Annotated in this window: 15 protein-coding genes and 1 tRNA gene; 12 read left to right on the top strand and 4 right to left on the bottom strand. The window is 44.1% G+C overall.

Features of this window, described 5'->3' with window-relative positions:
* Positions 1–308 precede the first annotated feature (308 nt).
* Together ACMA1I_RS03615 and ACMA1I_RS03610 are read left to right on the top strand one after the other, a co-directional pair.
* Positions 309–878 (top strand): WcaF family extracellular polysaccharide biosynthesis acetyltransferase, encoded by a 570-nt coding sequence (locus ACMA1I_RS03615; protein WP_337066919.1) that lies wholly within the window; start codon positions 309–311, stop codon positions 876–878.
* Between the two features lie 121 nt (positions 879–999).
* Complete coding sequence (locus tag ACMA1I_RS03610; RefSeq protein ID WP_337066918.1) at positions 1,000–1,746, top strand: glycosyltransferase family 2 protein; 747 nt, start codon at positions 1,000–1,002, stop codon at positions 1,744–1,746.
* 199 nt (positions 1,747–1,945) lie between these two features.
* Here the strand turns inward: ACMA1I_RS03610 and ACMA1I_RS03605 are convergent, their stop codons facing one another.
* Together ACMA1I_RS03605 and ACMA1I_RS03600 are read right to left on the bottom strand one after the other, a co-directional pair.
* Positions 1,946–2,206 (bottom strand): hypothetical protein, encoded by a 261-nt coding sequence (locus ACMA1I_RS03605; RefSeq protein WP_337066916.1) that lies wholly within the window; start codon positions 2,204–2,206, stop codon positions 1,946–1,948.
* A gap of 1,137 nt (positions 2,207–3,343) precedes the next feature.
* Positions 3,344–3,417 (bottom strand) — tRNA-Met (locus tag ACMA1I_RS03600).
* Between the two features lie 137 nt (positions 3,418–3,554).
* On the opposite strand from ACMA1I_RS03600, the gene ACMA1I_RS03595 reads away from it, so the two are divergent.
* From ACMA1I_RS03595 to bshB1, 8 genes are all read left to right on the top strand, one after another.
* Positions 3,555–3,959, top strand: a complete 405-nt coding sequence (locus ACMA1I_RS03595) for an START-like domain-containing protein (RefSeq protein ID WP_337066914.1) — start codon at positions 3,555–3,557, stop codon at positions 3,957–3,959.
* Between the two features lie 102 nt (positions 3,960–4,061).
* Positions 4,062–5,480, top strand: a complete 1,419-nt coding sequence (locus ACMA1I_RS03590) for an LptF/LptG family permease (protein ID WP_337066913.1) — start codon at positions 4,062–4,064, stop codon at positions 5,478–5,480.
* 343 nt (positions 5,481–5,823) lie between these two features.
* Positions 5,824–6,099, top strand: a complete 276-nt coding sequence (rpsO, locus tag ACMA1I_RS03585; protein ID WP_337066912.1) for a 30S ribosomal protein S15 — start codon at positions 5,824–5,826, stop codon at positions 6,097–6,099.
* Between the two features lie 225 nt (positions 6,100–6,324).
* Positions 6,325–8,463, top strand: a complete 2,139-nt coding sequence (gene pnp / locus ACMA1I_RS03580; protein WP_337066910.1) for a polyribonucleotide nucleotidyltransferase — start codon at positions 6,325–6,327, stop codon at positions 8,461–8,463.
* Positions 8,464–8,657: 194 nt separating this feature from the next.
* Entirely contained in the window at positions 8,658–9,521 is an 864-nt protein-coding gene (locus ACMA1I_RS03575) for an RNA polymerase sigma factor RpoD/SigA (protein ID WP_007656436.1), read from the top strand.
* Between the two features lie 157 nt (positions 9,522–9,678).
* Positions 9,679–10,617: a thioredoxin-disulfide reductase gene (gene trxB / locus ACMA1I_RS03570; RefSeq protein WP_337066901.1), complete on the top strand. Its 939-nt coding sequence runs from the start codon at positions 9,679–9,681 to the stop codon at positions 10,615–10,617.
* Positions 10,618–11,070: 453 nt separating this feature from the next.
* Entirely contained in the window at positions 11,071–12,114 is a 1,044-nt protein-coding gene (locus ACMA1I_RS03565) for a M23 family metallopeptidase (RefSeq protein WP_337066900.1), read from the top strand.
* Positions 12,114–12,842 (top strand): bacillithiol biosynthesis deacetylase BshB1, encoded by a 729-nt coding sequence (gene bshB1 / locus ACMA1I_RS03560; RefSeq protein WP_337066898.1) that lies wholly within the window; start codon positions 12,114–12,116, stop codon positions 12,840–12,842. The genes ACMA1I_RS03565 and bshB1 overlap by 1 nt, the downstream gene beginning before the upstream one ends.
* Positions 12,843–13,006: 164 nt before the next feature.
* On the opposite strand, the gene accC is transcribed toward bshB1, so the two are convergent.
* Positions 13,007–14,509 carry an acetyl-CoA carboxylase biotin carboxylase subunit gene (gene accC, locus ACMA1I_RS03555; RefSeq protein WP_337066896.1) on the bottom strand — a complete coding sequence of 501 codons (1,503 nt, stop codon included), beginning with the start codon at positions 14,507–14,509 and terminating at the stop codon, positions 13,007–13,009.
* Positions 14,510–14,726: 217 nt separating this feature from the next.
* On the opposite strand from accC, the gene ACMA1I_RS03550 reads away from it, so the two are divergent.
* Positions 14,727–15,965, top strand: a complete 1,239-nt coding sequence (locus ACMA1I_RS03550) for an aminotransferase class I/II-fold pyridoxal phosphate-dependent enzyme (RefSeq protein ID WP_337066894.1) — start codon at positions 14,727–14,729, stop codon at positions 15,963–15,965.
* Positions 15,966–16,071: 106 nt separating this feature from the next.
* The gene (locus ACMA1I_RS03545) at positions 16,072–16,260 is read left to right on the top strand and encodes a histone H1 (protein ID WP_147923659.1); all 189 of its coding nucleotides are present in this window, start codon (positions 16,072–16,074) and stop codon (positions 16,258–16,260) included.
* Positions 16,261–16,339: 79 nt separating this feature from the next.
* Here ACMA1I_RS03545 and tyrS read toward each other — a convergent pair whose 3' ends face one another.
* Positions 16,340–17,644 carry a tyrosine--tRNA ligase gene (tyrS, locus tag ACMA1I_RS03540; RefSeq protein ID WP_337066891.1) on the bottom strand — a complete coding sequence of 435 codons (1,305 nt, stop codon included), beginning with the start codon at positions 17,642–17,644 and terminating at the stop codon, positions 16,340–16,342.
* Between the last annotated feature and the right edge of the window lie 115 nt (positions 17,645–17,759).

Here is a 17,759-nt window from a genome sequence, read left to right as displayed (position 1 = left end):
TAGTAATAGTTTATCTGATTGCTTTACATTTTATTCTGATGCGAAGTAATTGAAAATAAGCAACTATATTAAAACCGAAACAAAATTACCATCTTTCCTAAATAAGAATAGGCTTTTGTTAAGTAGTAAGAAGGTCGTAAAACCTCTTCAAATTGTAAGCTGCAAATTTAGAGTATCGGTTTTTAGAGCTATACAAGCTGCCGCATTTGAGATCGCGATATTTATTAGTGTTTATTACAGCATGCTAATTTGCTAGTAACATTGATTTCTTTTGGTTAGGTGGCGCAATGGCTGGACCTTTGATAAAAATGGAAGTAAAAGAGGGACATAAGAAAGTAGACCTTTCCAGCTTTAATAACGACTGGTACAGCCCTGGTGCGGGTGTGTTGAAACGGACTATCTGGTACTTTGTTAACGTTCTGTTTTTTATGAACCCTCTTAACCCTGTTAATGGCCTTAAAGTATGGCTGCTTCGCAAGTTTGGAGCTACAGTGGGAACGGGGGTAGTCGTTAAACCGGGTGTCAATATCAAATACCCATGGTACTTGAGTATAGGTAATCATGTGTGGCTGGGTGAGGATGTATGGATCGATAATTTGACGCAAGTTGTGTTGGAAGATCATGTTACAATTTCTCAGGGAGCCATGCTACTCACGGGCAGTCACAATTATAAGACAACAAATTTTGATTTGCAGGTAGGTAAAATTACCTTGGTGGAAGGTACTTGGGTAGGAGCCAAGGCTACGGTATGCCCAGGCGTAACCTGCGGTAGCCATAGTGTACTTGCCGTAGGCTCTGTAGCAACTAAAAATCTGCAGCCTTACACTATCTATCAGGGCAACCCAGCTGTACCTAAAAGAGCTAGGAACATTGAATAAACATTTAAGGCAATCTCAAATATAGTGTGTAGCTACAGCATCCTGTTAAATTGCCTATACAGATCCACCTACATCGCATCTTGTTTTATTAAGCATCCCATATTTACCCTGAAAACAGCTAGTGAAAATCTCCATTATTACCATCGTTTATAACAACCGGGAAACTATAGCAGATGCAATTGAGTCTGTTTTGAGCCAGACCTATCCTCATATTGAATACATTGTTATAGATGGCCTATCGACTGATGGGACTGTAAATGTAGTTAAAAGCTATGGGAATAGGATATCAACGTTTGTTTCGGAAAAAGATAAAGGTCTGTATGATGCTATTAACAAAGGAATAGGATTAGCCACAGGAGAGGTTATAGGATTACTGCATTCCGACGATATGCTGGCTGGTAAAGATACAGTGGCAGACATTGCAAGAATGTTTACGACTCATCAAACAGACAGTGTATATGGAGACCTTCACTATGTTCAGAAAGAAGATACCTCTAAAACAGTGCGTAATTGGGTATCTGGAGACTATGATCGCAAAAATTTCCTGTATGGCTGGATGCCACCACATCCTTCTTTTTATGTGAAAAGAGCGTGCTATCAAAAGTATGGCTTGTTCAATACCACCTTCAAAAGCGCAGCTGACTACGAGCTAATGTTACGCTTCTTATATAAACATAAAATTAGTACTGCCTACCTGCCGGAGGTATTGGTAAGAATGAGGGTAGGAGGGAAAAGCAACGTGACGCTAAAGAACCGAATAAGAGCAAACCAGGAAGATTACAATGCTTGGGTGGTAAATGGACTTAAGCCTAAAATCTATACTCGTTTTCTGAAGCCTTTACGGAAACTGAAGCAGTTCCTGAAGTAGTAATAAAATATTATAGTGTAGTTATCATATAACAGTAGGGCCATAAAAAAAGACTCCCCAAAAAGGAGAGCCTTCCTATATTTTAAAATTATTTTCAACTTTTAGCCGATCAGTTGTACGAAAAGGAATGGTGAGTGGTTTCCTGATTACCAATTTTTTATTCAGTAAAGCTTCTTAATAAACTTGCTGAAATCTTATTTTAAAGCGTCTCTTCTTGGGTGCTGCTTAAAAGAGTTCCAAATTTATCCAGCAGTTGCTTCACTCCTTCAGCATCTATCACATCATCTTCCAATCTTAGCTCCTGCAATTCTGCCAGCAGGTTCCTATCTGTAATAAATAACCGGTCTAAGTAAACACCACAAGAATAGAACCTGCAGTAGCAGCGCTCTTCAGAAACAGGTGTAAGTACAATCAAATCGCAGGTACTCAATTTTTCATAAAAAGTAGCTAGCGCCTGCATGTTAATTATTTGTGTAGTGGTGATAACAATATATTTAACTTAACGGAAATACTCAATGTAAATGTTTTGTTATTTTTAATTTTTTTGCAAAAATACCTGCTTCTGGGTACGAATATAAGTCGTTAATATGCTATGTTTTAACTTAAATCTATTTACCAAGCCATTAATTACTAATTGTGGCAAGTTGCAAAAGAGTATAGTAGGAGTGAGGTAAAGTATAAAACTTACATTTTAGTTGATCAGTATAGACTTTGCTTTTGGAATCTAAAAACAGCTCCGGAAGGGCATTTTCATTAGAATAATTGAGGAGGTTACACATCAACCGATTAGGTGACTTAGAGTTAAGAAGTCTTACTGCTATTGGAGGGACGTGAGAAAAAGCCTGAAGTTTATCTTCTTGTACTAAGCTTCTTTGATTTACCCCTGAAAGGCCAGTTGTATTAGAATAATTCAATATTAACTACTTGTATCGGTTTGTTATTATGGGAGGTGCACAATATCACAACCTGGGTTCAAGGTCTTGTTGTGGTGGTAATGAAGTCTTTGAGCCGCCGGCTTTAGATTTATCGCCTTTTCTCATAACTCCCAAGGCAGGTGTTTTGTTGGTCTGCCGGTACTTATTAGGATGATATCAGTCTGATGACTACTCTTCAAATAGTCTTATTACAACTAAATTAATTCATTTCAAACAAGAAATTGCCGTCGCTTTTGAGCCTGCCGGTAGGAATCTAATAGCAGGTGTTACTACTATTAGAGTTGAGTGGATTTAGCAATTTGGCTGAACATAAAAAATATGCTTCAAGCTCTATTTCTCCCATCTTTCGATTCTGTCCTTTAAAGAAGAAAATTTTCCTCCTGAAAAATTAGTTTTTTTAGTCAACCAATTGCCTGACCTAAATGTGGTGGTTTACCGGACGGTTTAGGTTAAATTCTTAAAGCTTGCCAAGGAAGATCTGTAATCTGAAACAATGAAATTTGAGGAGAAAGCAGCGGGAATTTGATTGCCTCCAGACAACTCTTATTTTAGGGAAGTTTTATAAGGTAATCTTAATCAGGAGGATATGCAGAAAATAAGTAGCGGGCATGGTACTAACTGTGGTGAAACAAAAAGGCTCCGGAAGTATTTCCGGAGCCTTGTAGCGGGGAGCAGAATCGAACTGCCGACCTCAGGGTTATGAATCCTGCGCTCTAACCATCTGAGCTACCCCGCCTTATTGTGGTGCAAATGTAGAGAAAAGTTTTAAATAAACGCAACACTTCCGTTCAAAAAAAAATATTTTATTTTTAGTATGTTTAAAGAGTGGGAAATAAATACTATACTTACTCAAACACTTATTGAAGGGCTTGTATGAATAAAACGACTAAATTTAAATTTGTTTGCGAGTATCCGATAAACGCTTCTGCCAAGCTGCTTTATCCATACCTCAGTACACCAAGCGGCCTTGCAGAGTGGTTCTGCGACGACGTGGTTTTGGACGAAAATAAAATCTTCAATTTCATTTGGGACGGCAGAAGCCACTACGCGGAAATGACCGGGCATCGCACCAACAAATCGATCCGATTCCTTTTTCTGGATGAAAAGAAAAAGCATGTGCACGATCCATCGTACATCGACCTCAGCATAGAGTCTAGCGAGCTAACACAGGAGCAGTTTCTGAAGGTGGTGGAGTACTCTGAGGAACAAGATAAAAAAGAAATGGAGGAGCGGTGGGAATACCTGCTACAAAATCTGCGTGAAACAGTGGGAGGCTAATACGTCTGCCAAAAATGCTTATCTTTGCACGATTTTTGGATACATGGTGTTTGACAACTGGCACCAGGCACCCAAACAAGCCTCAACGCCGTCTTGGCTGACATGAAGAAACTAGATAAGCTTATACTCCGGTCGTTTATCGGCCCTTTTTTTCTGACTTTTGCCGTAGTAGAGTTTATATTGCTCACGCAGTATATGCTTAAATACCTCGATGAACTGCTGGGCAAAGACCTGGGCGGGGAGGTGTTTGCGGAACTGCTCTTTTATTTTAGTCTGAACATGACGCCGGTAGCATTGCCATTGGCCGTGCTGTTGTCGTCGCTGATGACGTTTGGTACCTTAGGCGAGCACCACGAGCTTACTGCCATCAAGACCTCAGGCATTGCCCTGCCACGTATCCTGCGCCCTGTTCTTGTTCTGGTTGTGGTTGTTTCGGCTGGAGCCTTTTTTTTCAACAACAAAGTTGTGCCTAAGGCCAACCTGAAGGCTTACAGCTTGCTGTGGGATATCCGCCAGAAAAAACCAACCATGAATTTTAAGGAAGGAGCCTTCTACAACGGGCTGCCTGGTTACAGCATCAAGATCAACAAAAAGATGGAAGATGGGGAATCGCTGCGGGATATCATGATATATGACCATTCCAAAGGCGGTGCCAATACTACTGTAATTCTGGCCGAAACAGGGAAAATGTACACCCAGTACAACGATAACTACCTGGTTTTGGAGCTCTTTGATGGCAATACTTATGTTGATCAGGATGACCCAAGCATCCGAAATTCATCTGAACAATTTGTTCGCCAGCGCTTCGAGGAGAGTAAAATTATTTTCAGTCTGTCATCTTTCAACATGGAGCGTACCCGTGAGGAGTATTTTTCTGATAACAAGATGATGAAGAACATCAACCAGCTGCAGGTGGTAACCGATTCTTTGCGCCGGCACGGGCAACGCGAAAAGGAGCTTTACCCAATTAATGTAGAGTCTTTTTACGCTTATTTTAAAGCAGATACCGGCAGTACCAAAAACGGGTTCAAACTACTCGACAAAACCATAGAAAGAGAATTGCCTCCCGAAAACCCAGATATCTTGTCTGTTGCCACCAATAAAGCCAGGAACATCAAAAGTTTTACATCTAATTATGTGGAGCGTGTAAACACGACTATGCGCGAAGCCAATAATTATGAAATTGAAATCTGGCGCAAGTACACGCAATCCGCCTCCATATTTATGTTGTTCCTGATAGGTGCACCACTTGGAGCTATCATCAAAAAAGGGGGCTTAGGTGTTCCGGTTATCATATCCATCGTATTTTTTATTTTGATGTATGTAATGTCGATTTTAGGCGAAAAGTGGGCCAGGGAAGGAATAATACCTGTAGAGGCTGGTATGTGGGCCGCTAACATCATTCTCTTTCCGATTGGCTTGTTTTTCCTGTACCAGGCCCAGAACGACTCCAGCCTGCTGGAAGTAGACTTTTGGAGAAAACTGATGGCCCGCCTGCGCCGCAATAAGCTGGATGTGTAAAACAAAAAAGCTGAAATTGAATGTGGGAGGGGATGACGCAACTGTATTGTAGGTTCTTCTCTGTAAAGCCGCTCCTTCATAGCCCTGGAGTTATAGTGAATGAAACAACCTCCGGAAGGCAAATTCTATTAGAATAATTTATTGGGATTTAGATCGTTAGCCAAAGAGTGGTAAAATGTTGTAGGAGCCGGTAGAAGTGTGCCTTTTGAAGTCAGTAAATCTTTCTGACTTTTAAAACATTTCAATCCGATAACAATTTTTATTAACGATAAAATTTTTATATCTTTGCGGCTTATATAGCTATCTGAACCAAGAAAAACAGTTTGATATTTTTTTATACGCAATGAAATTAACTACTGAAGCGAAACAAGAAATTTTTGAAAAGTATAGCCTTAGCAAATCAAAGGCTGATACAGGCTCTGCAGAAGCACAGATCGCGCTCTTCACTACGCGCATCTCTGACCTGACTGAGCACCTTAAAATACATAAGAAAGACTTCGGCACGCGCCTTGGCCTTCTTAAGCTGGTAGGTAAAAGAAGAAGACTTCTTAACTACCTGATTAAAAATGATATCCAAAGATACAGAGCCATTATTGCAGAGCTTGGTATCAGAAAATAAGCTTATCTGAATTAGGGAATTCCGGCAAGGATTCCCTAATCTTTTTTTCTTTGAACCTGTCTCTGAATTTATTCTCGCCAAGCCACATGCCGTAAAGGCACATTGCTTCGTTAAGATTAAACACAAGAGCAGGTAAGTAAACTTCCTCCCTTCCTCTTTGCCAGTACCGACAGTGGCCACAATGGGTAGCCCTGTCTTTTTTGATGCTATAAACGATACAAGAAGATGTCACAGAACGCGATTACAAAAACTATTGCCCTCCCTGATGGTAGGGAGATTATAATTGAAACTGGTAAACTAGCTAAACAAGCCGACGGATCTGTAGTAGTAAGAATGGGTAACACCATGCTGCTTGCCGCCGTTGTTTCCAATAAAGAAGCCCGAGAAGGGGTAGACTTTATGCCACTGTCGGTGGACTATCAGGAAAAATTTGCTTCATCCGGTAAAATACCTGGTGGATTCCTGAAAAGAGAAGCCAGACTTTCTGACTACGAAATCCTGATTTCACGCCTGGTTGACCGCGTATTGCGTCCGCTTTTCCCTAGCGATTACCACGCTGAGACACAAGTAACCATAAACATGATCTCCGCTGACAAGGAGGTTCTGCCTGATGCACTGGCCGCTTTAGCTGCCTCTGCTGCCCTGGCAGTTTCTGATATTCCTTTCAACGGACCTATTTCTGAAGTTCGTGTAGCCCGCATCGACGGACAATTTGTAATTAACCCACTTGCCACCGACTTGCTGCGTGCCGATATCGATATGATTGTAGGTGCCTCTATGGAGAGCGTATCTATGGTAGAAGGGGAGATGAACGAGGTTTCTGAAGAAGAAATGCTTGAGGCTATCAGCTTTGCCCATGAAGCCATTAAGGTACAGTGCCAGGCGCAGCTGGAGCTTTCGGAACTAGTGGGCAAGTTGCAGAAACGCGAATACTCCCACGAAACACATGACGAGGAGCTTCGCCAAAAAATTTACGATGCCACTTACTCTAAAGCTTATCTGGTAGCAAAAAGAGGCAACGCTAACAAATCAGAGCGTAAAGAGGGCTTTGCCGCCGTTCTTGCTGAGTTTGTAGAGTCTTTAGGCCCTGACCATGAGTATGACCTTAGCCTGATCAAGACCTATTACCACGATGTGGAGAAAGAGGCTGTTCGGAACATGATCCTGAATGACCGCACTCGTTTGGATGGTCGTCAGTTAAACCAGATCCGCCCTATCTGGTCTGAAGTAAATTACCTTCCGGCTACGCACGGTTCTGCTATATTTACCCGTGGTGAAACTCAATCTTTAACCACTGTAACCTTAGGCACTAAGCTGGACGAGCAGATGATCGACAGCGCCATGACTTCCGGTTACAATAAGTTCCTGCTGCACTACAACTTCCCAGCGTTTTCTACCGGCGAAGTAAAGCCAAACAGAGGGCCTGGCCGCCGTGAGATCGGTCATGGTAACTTGGCGCTACGTGCACTTAAGAAAGTGCTTCCTGCAGAAGGAGAGAATCCGTATACTATCCGTATCGTTTCTGATATTCTGGAGTCAAATGGTTCTTCTTCTATGGCAACTGTATGTGCTGGTAGCTTAGCTCTGATGGATGCCGGTGTCCCTATCAAGGATGCTGTTTCCGGAATCGCTATGGGACTTATCACCGATGAGAAAACAGGTAAATTCGCTGTGCTTTCTGATATTTTAGGTGATGAAGACCACTTGGGTGATATGGACTTTAAGGTGACCGGTACTAAAAAAGGGATCACAGCTTGCCAGATGGACATCAAAGTAAACGGTTTGTCGCATGACGTTTTGAGCCAGGCACTTGCTCAGGCAAAAGAAGGTCGCGAGCATATCCTGAATGAGATGAACAAAACCATTTCTGCTCCTAACCCAGATTACAAACCACACACACCACGCTCGTTTAATATCGTAATTGATAAAGAATTTATTGGTGCTGTGATCGGACCAGGCGGTAAAGTAATTCAGCAGATCCAAAAGGACACAGGTGCTACTATCATTATCGAAGAGAAAAATGAGAAGGGCCATGTGAATATCTTTGCCAGCAACCAAACTGCCATGGACGATGCCATCTCTAAGATCAAAGGCATTGTGGCGCAGCCGGAAATTGGCGACATGTACATCGGTAAAGTGAAGTCTATTCAGCCATACGGTGCCTTTATAGAGTTCATGCCAGGTAAAGATGGCTTACTGCACATCTCCGAAATTAAGCACGAGCGCCTCGAAACAATGGATGGCGTTCTGGAAATCGGCGAAGAAGTAAAAGTGAAGCTGATTGATATTGATAAAAAAACAGGCAAATTCAAGCTTTCCCGTAAAGCTGCTTTGCCTAAGCCTGAGGCTCCACAGCAAGGCTAAGTTTCTATTTCTCCAAACACATGATGCCATCTTGCGCTTTAGCAGGCGTGGCATCGTGCGTTTTTATAAGACTAATACCTGTTCGGCTCTTTGATTTTATTGTAAAATATAAGAACTTTGCGCGATTTTCTGTTGTTACCACTGCGAGCCCGAATTACACATTTACACAACAATATTTATAATATACAAATCTGATGAGACAACTCAAGATAAGCAAACAGATTACAAACCGCGAAAGCCAGTCGCTTGACAAATATTTACAAGAGATTGGTAAAGTCGATTTGCTTACTCCAGATGAAGAGGTGTCGTTAGCACAGAGGATTAAGGAGGGAGATCAGTTTGCACTTGAGAAACTGACGAAGGCTAACTTACGCTTCGTGGTGTCAGTAGCCAAGCAGTACCAAAACCAGGGCCTATCGCTAGGCGACCTGATAAACGAAGGGAACCTTGGTCTGATTAAAGCCGCTAAGCGTTTTGACGAGACTCGTGGATTCAAATTCATCTCGTACGCCGTTTGGTGGATTCGTCAGTCAATTTTACAGGCTTTGGCAGAGCAATCGCGTATTGTGCGCCTTCCCCTAAACCGTGTAGGATCTCTTAACAAGATTTCTAAGTCGTTCTCAGAACTGGAACAGAAATTTGAGCGTGAGCCATCTCCAGAAGAGATTGCCGAAGTGCTTGAACTCACTACAGCTGAGGTTGTTGACACACTCAAGATTTCTGGTCGCCACGTATCAGTGGACGCTCCCTTTGTACAAGGCGAGGAAAACAGGCTGCTTGACGTGTTGGAAAACGAAGACGAAGAATCACCTGACACTGGTCTAATGAACGATTCGCTTCGTAAAGAAGTACAGCGCGCCCTTTCTACGCTTACTAAGCGTGAGGCCGATGTTATAACGCTTTACTTTGGTCTGAACGGTGAACACTCCCTTACTTTAGAAGAAATTGGTGAGAAGTTTAACCTGACCCGTGAGCGTGTAAGGCAAATTAAAGAGAAAGCTATCCGCAGACTTCGCCATACATCCAGAAGCAAAGCTCTGAAGCCATACTTAGGCTAGTAGCATAATCACAAGATCGAAGCCCTGGCCAACACCAGGGCTTTCGTGTTTTACTGCCGGCCTGCTCAGCGGTTGCGCCTTTTTGAGAACCGGATGCAGGCGAAGGCAGATAAATTTTGTATACTTGCACCCAAATTGCAAATAGCACCCTATCAGAATGGAAATTGAAAAAGTTAAGTGCCTAATTATAGGATCCGGTCCTGCCGGATACACAGCAGCCATATATGCTTCCAGAGCCGGTTTAAATCCGGTGCTTTACCAAGGTATTCAACCTGGAGGCCAGTTAACCATTACGAACGACGTAGAGAATTACCCGGGTTACCCTGATGGTATTAACGGTCCGCAGATGATGGACGACTTTAAGCGTCAGGCCGAGCGTTTTGGTACCGACGTACGCTATGGCATTGCCACAGCCGTAGATTTTTCTTCGCAGCCCCACAAAGTTACTATCGATGATCAGACAGTAATCGAGGCGCATACCGTTATTATCTCTACAGGTGCTTCTGCCAAATGGCTTGGCCTGGAGTCTGAGGCACGGTTGAATGGAAGTGGCGTGTCGGCTTGCGCAGTGTGCGATGGTTTCTTCTACCGCAAACAAGATGTAGCCATAGTAGGGGCCGGCGATACAGCTGCAGAAGAAGCCACCTACCTTGCTAATCTCTGTAACAAGGTTTACATGATCATTCGTCGCGAGGAAATGCGTGCTTCTACTATTATGCAGGAGCGTGTAAAGAACACACCAAACATTGAGATTATCTGGAACTCCGTAACCGACGAAATTCTGGGTCAGCATGCCGTTGAAGGTGTTCGCTTGCGTAACGTACTAACCGATGAACTGCAGGAGATTCCGGTAACAGGATTCTTTGTGGCTATCGGACACCAGCCAAACTCCGATATTTTTAAAGATTACCTGAACCTGGACGAAAACGGCTACATCCGCACGATTCCGGGAACATCTAAAACAAATATAGATGGTGTGTTTGCCTGTGGCGATGTGCAGGACTATACATACCGGCAAGCTGTAACAGCAGCTGGGTCTGGTTGTATGGCTGCACTGGATGCGGAACGTTACCTGGCTGCCAGCAATATACACTAGCTCCCAAAATACCTATTAATTAAATCCGGAAATGTGCTGTAAAGTGGCCATTTCCGGACTTATTCTTGCAGTTTTGCCTTAGTTGTTGAGCGGCTAATTGGCTAGTCGTTAGAATATTAGTAAACCGAAGTTGTAGAATCACCAAAAAACGAAGGTTGCCAAAGCTTCCTGTCCAGCTTACCAGTTACTATTTTAGTAATCAGCAACTAACAATCGTAGAGCAAAATATTCTAATGAAAACAGCCTTTTGGAGGCATTTTTATAGAAATAGGGCCTAGGGCTCAGATACAACAGGATATAATAATACTTAGCATCACCAAAACTTTTTTTGAATTAACCTAGAAGCAAGGTAATATTTAGTTATCTGCCAGAAACAATAAAAATACTCTAAAGCAGTTAAAGATAGCAAGCAGCTCGATGAAAAGAGGTGCTTTACTGCCTAATTCATGTACAATGTTAAAATTTAAATCAACTTTATATATTGTATTTTTCCTGCTTTGTACTGCTGGCGGAGCTTCTGCCCAGAACAATAAGGTGAAGGATCTTTTTAAGGTGAAGTCGCCTAAAATACAATATGTGAGGCCGGATACAACTATCCTGATCGAATATGAAGAGTTTCCAAACGAAAGCTCCGATGCCGGAAAGTCCATTATTTTTAATCCGAAGAAGGAGCTTTCTATTGTCAGCGAAGATACAACTGAACTGGACCTGGGAGAGCAGCACATTGTGGAGGTATCAGAAGAGATGCTCATAGATTCCTCCTGGATTAAAATTGCCAGCTACTACGCCATTTGGGACACCCGGAACATTAACCCATACCGGATGGACGGTCGCCAGCTGAAAGACACAATAGACATTACTCTTTACGACCCTCGTGCCCAGCGCGACTATAAAATGCCTCTCGAAAAAACGCCAGTTACCAGCCATTTTGGCCACAGAGGCTCCCGTTGGCATTACGGCACCGATATTGACTTAAACACCGGAGACTCTATTTTTGCTGCTTTTGATGGTGTTGTCCGGATAAATAAGTGGGATGGCGGTGGCTATGGTAACTACATTGTAGTGCGCCATTACAATGGCCTGGAGACGCTTTATGGCCACATGAGCAAAGCCATTGCAGAACCCGGCACCTTTGTGAAGGCAGGGGAATTGATAGGGCTAGGCGGCAGCACCGGCCGCAGTACAGGGCCTCACCTGCACTACGAGGTGCGTTACCAGGGCAACCCAATCGATCCGGAGCTCGTGTATGAATTTCCGGCTTATCTTATCAAAGACCAGAATTTCCAAATCACCTCCGCCTTATTTAATTATTATAACCGCTCCAAAAGCTCTTCAGCCACTGGTGCCCGTAGATCTACTTACCATACCGTTAGGAGCGGCGATACCTTGTCCGGTATTGCCAAACGTTACGGCGTAGGAGTTAGTCAGCTAACCAGGCTAAACGGTATTTCTACACGTACTACCCTTAAAGTTGGAAGAAAGCTGAGAATCAGATAATGAACATAACTAAACTAGACATACTGGCTTTTGCCTCACACCCCGATGACATTGAACTCGGTTGTGCGGGAACCATTATTGCACACATAGCTGCAGGTAAAAAAGTAGGCATCGTAGATCTTACAAGAGGCGAATTAGGAACTCGCGGTACACCAGAGGTAAGAGCAGCTGAAGCAGAGGCCGCCTCCAAGATTTTAGGTGTTACTGCCCGCGAAAACCTTGGTTTTGCCGATGCCTTTTTTCAGAACGACAAAGAGCACCAACTTCGCGTGGTTCAAGCCATCAGGAAGTACCAACCTGAGATCGTGCTCATGAATGCCGTACACGACCGGCATCCTGATCATGGCAAAGGATCTTCGCTTGTATCAGATGCGTGCTTTATGGCGGGCCTAAGAATGATAAATACCTTTGGAGATGATGGTGAGGCGCAACAACCCTGGCGGCCGAAGGTAGTATACCATTTTATCCAGGACCGCCTGATTACGCCGGATTTCATTGTAGATGTAACTCCTTTTTGGGAGCAAAAGATGGAATCGATCAGGGCGTTTCGTTCTCAATTTTACAATCCGGACGATACTTCCCCTAACACCTACATATCGTCGCCTGAATTTTTAAAATTTGTGGAGGCGCGTGCCCTGGAATTTGGTCATTCTATTGGTGTAACTTACGGCGAAGGCTTTACAAAAGAACGACATATTGGTGTCAGAAACCTGTTTGACCTGATTTAGCTACACAAACAATAAAATTAAAAAAGGCACTGCTTACTTAAGCAGTGCCTTTTTTTGTAAAGATTATACCTATCTTGGTTTAATGCCCTGTTAGAACAGTAGCATTCCTTCGGCTCAAGTCAAAAATATAGCCGCTCCACAAGCTGAGGAGCAGTTTGGCCTCATTAGCGCAGCCTGTTCTTTCTCCAGGGAGAAACAGCTGTAGTGGCAGTTCGTTCTGTTGAGGCAGCAGGAGTAGGGCGTGCCTTCGAAAAAAGCATTCCTGCCAGCACAGCAGCAATCTCATCGGTTTCAGCGTTTGAAGCTGGCTCCAAATTTTCTGGTTTAAAGTAGCGTTCTATAAACTTTGTGTCGAAGTTGCCGGAAACAAAAGCCTCGTGCTCCAGTACAAACTTTCCGAAGGGGAGGGTCGTGGCGATGCCGGTTATTTCGTATTCATCTATGGCCCGGAGCATTTTCTCTATGGCTTCCTTACGGTCTTTTCCAAAGGTCACCAGTTTGGCAATCATCGGGTCGTAATAAATCGGAATGTCCATACCTTGTTCAAAACCATCATCAACGCGAACGCCTAAGCCTTGCGGTCTTTTATATGTTTGAAGCCTACCGATATCCGGCAGAAAGTTGTTGGCAGGATCTTCGGCATAAACACGCAACTCTAATGCATGGCCGTGTATCTGCAACTGTTCTTGACTGAAAGTTAAAGCGTTACCTTCTGCTATATGAATCTGTTCTTTCACCAGGTCCAGGCCAGTAATTTGTTCGGTTACCGGGTGCTCTACCTGCAGGCGGGTATTCATTTCCAGAAAGTAAAAGTTCATGTTTTCGTCGAGCAGAAACTCTACTGTGCCAGCTCCTACATAGTTGCAGGCCTTGGCTACATTCACGGCACAACGTCCCATTTCGTCGCGTAGGGCTGGCGTAAGTATGGCCGAGGGGGCTTCTTCCACTACCTTCTGGTGCCGCCTCTGAATGGAGCACTCTCGCTCAAACAGGTGCACAATATGACCATCGGTGTCGCCAAGCACCTGAATCTCAATGTGGCGAGGTGAGCCGATGTATTTTTCGATAAAAACCGAGCCATCGCCAAAGGCGGAGGTCGCCTCGCTGACTGCCAGCTGCATTTGCTCTTCAAAATGCTCCACACGTTCCACTACCCGCATGCCCTTGCCACCGCCACCGGCGCTTGCCTTTATTAAAATAGGGAAACCAACCTGTTTGGCGATTTCCTTAGCTGCCTCTACATCTGTAATAGCCTCCTCGGTGCCTGGCACCATCGGGATATTATATTTAGCTACTGCCGCTTTCGCTGCGAGTTTGCTGCCCATGAGTTCAATGGCTTCTGGAGAGGGGCCTATAAAAATAATTCCTGCTTCCTGTACCTTTCCGGCAAATCCTGCATTCTCTGATAAAAATCCGTAGCCAGGGTGAATGGCATCTACTTGTAGCTGCCGGCAAACATCTATAATTACATCGCCCCGCAAATAAGATTCACTGGATTTAGGGCCCCCAACACATACCGCTTCGTCGGCATAGCGTACGTGTAAGGCATTGCGATCGGCCTCGCTATAGATTGCCACCGTGCTTATTCCCATTTCTTTCGCAGACCGCATGACGCGTAACGCAATTTCACCACGGTTCGCCACCAGTAATTTTTTTATCTTTTTCATGCAGAAGCTCAGGTTTATTCAATTCCAAAGAAAAGGTTTTGTTCTTAAACTAAAAAACTGCTTTTTAAAATGCTATATATGATATTTTGATTAAATTGTAATTCACCGTTTAAAAGCATAAATTTGCACCGCTGGATTTTATAGCAATAAAAGAACATGGCTATAGAAGGCAAATTTTATTTCTGAAATTATCTGGATAACTAAATCATTACACAAGGTGGATTTATTTGAAAAGTTGTTGACCAACAGAGGTCCGTTAGGCAGCCACTCACATTACGCGCATGGCTATTTCACATTTCCGAAGCTGGAGGGAGAAATTGCCCCACGCATGAAGTTCAGGGGGAAAGAAGTGTTGACCTGGAGCCTTAACAATTACCTGGGGCTGGCAAACCATCCGGAGGTGCGTAAAGCGGACGCTGAGGCCGCCGCCGAGTGGGGAATGGCAACTCCAATGGGTGCCCGGATCATGTCTGGTAACACGAACCTGCACGAGAAACTGGAAGCGGAACTTGCTGACTTTGTGAAAAAGCCTGACGCTATGTTGCTGAACTTCGGCTACCAGGGCGTTGTTTCCATTATCGATGCACTTGTAGATCGCCACGATGTAATTGTTTACGATGCTGAGTCTCATGCCTGTATTATTGATGGCGTGCGCCTGCACCAGGGCAAACGATTTGTGTATACTCACAACGACATGGACAACCTGAAAAAGCAGCTGGAGCGTGCCACGCGCTGGACTGAGAATACAGGTGGTGCTATTCTGGTAATTACAGAAGGAGTATTTGGTATGTCTGGTAACCTGGGCAAGCTGAAGGAGATTGTGGCCATGAAAGAGCAGTTCAATTTCAGATTGTTTATAGACGATGCGCATGGTTTCGGTACGATGGGTGCCACAGGAGCTGGTGCCGGCGAAGAACTGGGTGTACAGGATGGCGTAGACATCTACTTCTCTACCTTTGCCAAGTCTATGGCCAGCATTGGTGCCTTTGTTGCCTCCAACGAGCAAGTAGTAGAGTATCTGCGGTACAACATGCGTTCTCAGATTTTTGCCAAATCGTTGCCAATGCCATTAGTGGTAGGTGCCCTAAAGCGCCTGGAACTGCTGCGCACACAGCCAGAGCTTAAGTCTAAGCTGTGGGAGGTGGTGAATGCGCTGCAGTCTGGCTTGCGTGAGAAAGGCTTTAACATCGGAACAACTGAGTCTCCGGTTACGCCTGTTTTCCTGAACGGCCAGATTCCGGATGCTACCCAGCTTACACTCGACCTACGTGAGAACTATAGCATTTTCTGTTCGATTGTTGTATATCCGGTAGTGCCAAAAGACGTGATCATGCTGCGCCTGATTCCGACTGCAAGTCACACTTTAGAGGACGTACAAGAGACCATTGCTGCCTTCGAGAAAATTGCATCTAAATTGGACAAGGGTCTTTACTCCAAGTCTACAGTTACCGCTTAAACAGCCAAAATCGCATATATTAAAAATTCGTAATTTTTGCTTGTTATCATTTAATTAGTATATTGGAGCGATAAAACAAAATGTTTAACTCAAACTAATAGCTCACATGAACAACAACTTCAGCAAACTGAAAGACTTGGTAATGTCTCTGGAATCAGACTTCGAGAAGTTTTACGACAAGAATAATGCGGCTGCCGGTACTCGTGTACGTAAAGGTATGCAGGATCTGAAAAACCTGGCACAAGACATTCGTAAGGAAGTGCAGGATATGAAAAACTCATCTGAGGCTAAATAAGCAACAGATATTGTTAATACAAATAAAAAAGGTGGCTTTTTAAAGCCACCTTTTTTATTTGTAATCTACTGTAATTCAATTAAATAACGCTAATAAGGTAGTAGTTTTTCTTCCCCTTTTGCACCACCAGGTACTTTTGCTGTAGCAGCTCGAACGCCAAGGCATCATCTGGCCCCTGTACCTTTTGGCGGTTAATGCTTACGCCGCCGTTCTTGATCATTTTCTTGGCTTCGCCTTTGGAGGCAAATACCTGGCCTTCTGTAGCCTCAGAAAGGAGATCGCTCACGGTCGGCACCTGCTGATAGGCATCTCGGTTTATCTGCACTTGCGGCACACCTTCGAACACCGACAGCAAAACATCTTCTTTTAAGCCGCGCAGGGTCTCTAAATCCCCTTTTCCAAATAATATTTCAGAGGCATCTACAGCAGCTTGATAGTCTTCTTCGGAGTGTACCCGAATAGTAACATCTTTAGCTAAGGCTTTCTGTAAAACACGCAAATGCGGTGCCTGCTTATGTTCTTCCGTTATAGCTGCAATCTCTTCCTGTGGCAGCAGTGTGTACACCTTTATCAGCTTCTCGGCTTCTTCATCAGAGAGGTTGAGCCAGAACTGGTAAAACTTGTAAGGCGAGGTCAGATTCGGGTCGAGCCACACGTTGCCTCCCTCTGATTTTCCGAACTTAGTGCCATCTGATTTGGTAACAAGTTTGCCTACCAATGCAAAAGCTTTACCGCCATCTATGCGACGTATAAGCTCGGTGCCTGACGTAATGTTTCCCCACTGATCGGAGGCTCCCATTTGCAACCGCACGTTTTTGTGCTTATACAAATGGTAAAAATCGTACCCTTGTATGAGTTGGTAAGAGAACTCGGTAAATGACAAGCCTTCGGTGCGGTCACCATCTTCGTCGGCGTTGATGCGCTTCTTTACCGAGTCTTTGGCCATCATGTAATTTACGGTCAGGTGTTTGCCGACCTCACGCAGGAAGCCTAAAAAGCTGAACTCTTTGAACCAGTCGTAGTTATTTACTATTTCGGCTGAGTTGGCACCGCTGTTAAAGTCGAGAAACTTCTCGAGTTGCTTGCGTATGCCTGCCTGGTTTGCACTCAAGGCCTCTTCTGAGAGCAGGTTGCGCTCTGCCGATTTGCCAGAAGGGTCACCGATCATACCGGTGGCACCACCTACCAGGGCCACTGGCTTATGGCCGGCACGCTGTAGCTGCACCAGGAGCATGATAGTAGCCAGGTTGCCAATGTGCAACGACTCAGCTGTTGGGTCAAAACCGATATAACCCGTTGTCATGCCGGAAGCCAGTTGTTCTTCTGTGCCCGGCATGAAATCGTGGAGCATGCCTCTCCATCTTAATTCTTCAATCAGATTCATGTAGCCTGTTTCATCTTATTCGGCAGCAAAGATAAAAAAGAGTTGGGAGTTTGGTGTTTAAAAAGATAAATGAGACTACCCCTAAGCTTAGCTAAGTAGAAAAAGGCTCCGGAAG

The organism is Pontibacter sp. 13R65, from assembly GCF_047525655.1.
Lineage (GTDB): Bacteria > Bacteroidota > Bacteroidia > Cytophagales > Hymenobacteraceae > Pontibacter.
Note: the sequence above shows the minus strand (reverse complement) of the source record. Positions and strands in the feature narration are given on the sequence as shown.

What these genes read in the sequence shown, in the direction of transcription:
- bshB1 (WP_337066898.1), top strand. Translation starts at nt 12,114, where the DNA reads ATGAACATAACTAAACTAGACATACTGGCTTTTGCCTCACACCCCGAT.
- rpsO (WP_337066912.1), top strand. Translation starts at nt 5,824, where the DNA reads ATGAAATTAACTACTGAAGCGAAACAAGAAATTTTTGAAAAGTATAGC.
- trxB (WP_337066901.1), top strand. Translation starts at nt 9,679, where the DNA reads ATGGAAATTGAAAAAGTTAAGTGCCTAATTATAGGATCCGGTCCTGCC.
- pnp (WP_337066910.1), top strand. Translation starts at nt 6,325, where the DNA reads ATGTCACAGAACGCGATTACAAAAACTATTGCCCTCCCTGATGGTAGG.
- accC (WP_337066896.1), bottom strand. Translation starts at nt 14,509, where the DNA reads ATGAAAAAGATAAAAAAATTACTGGTGGCGAACCGTGGTGAAATTGCG.
- ACMA1I_RS03615 (WP_337066919.1), top strand. Translation starts at nt 309, where the DNA reads ATGGAAGTAAAAGAGGGACATAAGAAAGTAGACCTTTCCAGCTTTAAT.
- ACMA1I_RS03575 (WP_007656436.1), top strand. Translation starts at nt 8,658, where the DNA reads ATGAGACAACTCAAGATAAGCAAACAGATTACAAACCGCGAAAGCCAG.
- ACMA1I_RS03595 (WP_337066914.1), top strand. Translation starts at nt 3,555, where the DNA reads ATGAATAAAACGACTAAATTTAAATTTGTTTGCGAGTATCCGATAAAC.
- tyrS (WP_337066891.1), bottom strand. Translation starts at nt 17,644, where the DNA reads ATGAATCTGATTGAAGAATTAAGATGGAGAGGCATGCTCCACGATTTC.
- ACMA1I_RS03565 (WP_337066900.1), top strand. Translation starts at nt 11,071, where the DNA reads ATGTTAAAATTTAAATCAACTTTATATATTGTATTTTTCCTGCTTTGT.
- ACMA1I_RS03545 (WP_147923659.1), top strand. Translation starts at nt 16,072, where the DNA reads ATGAACAACAACTTCAGCAAACTGAAAGACTTGGTAATGTCTCTGGAA.
- ACMA1I_RS03590 (WP_337066913.1), top strand. Translation starts at nt 4,062, where the DNA reads ATGAAGAAACTAGATAAGCTTATACTCCGGTCGTTTATCGGCCCTTTT.
- ACMA1I_RS03605 (WP_337066916.1), bottom strand. Translation starts at nt 2,206, where the DNA reads ATGCAGGCGCTAGCTACTTTTTATGAAAAATTGAGTACCTGCGATTTG.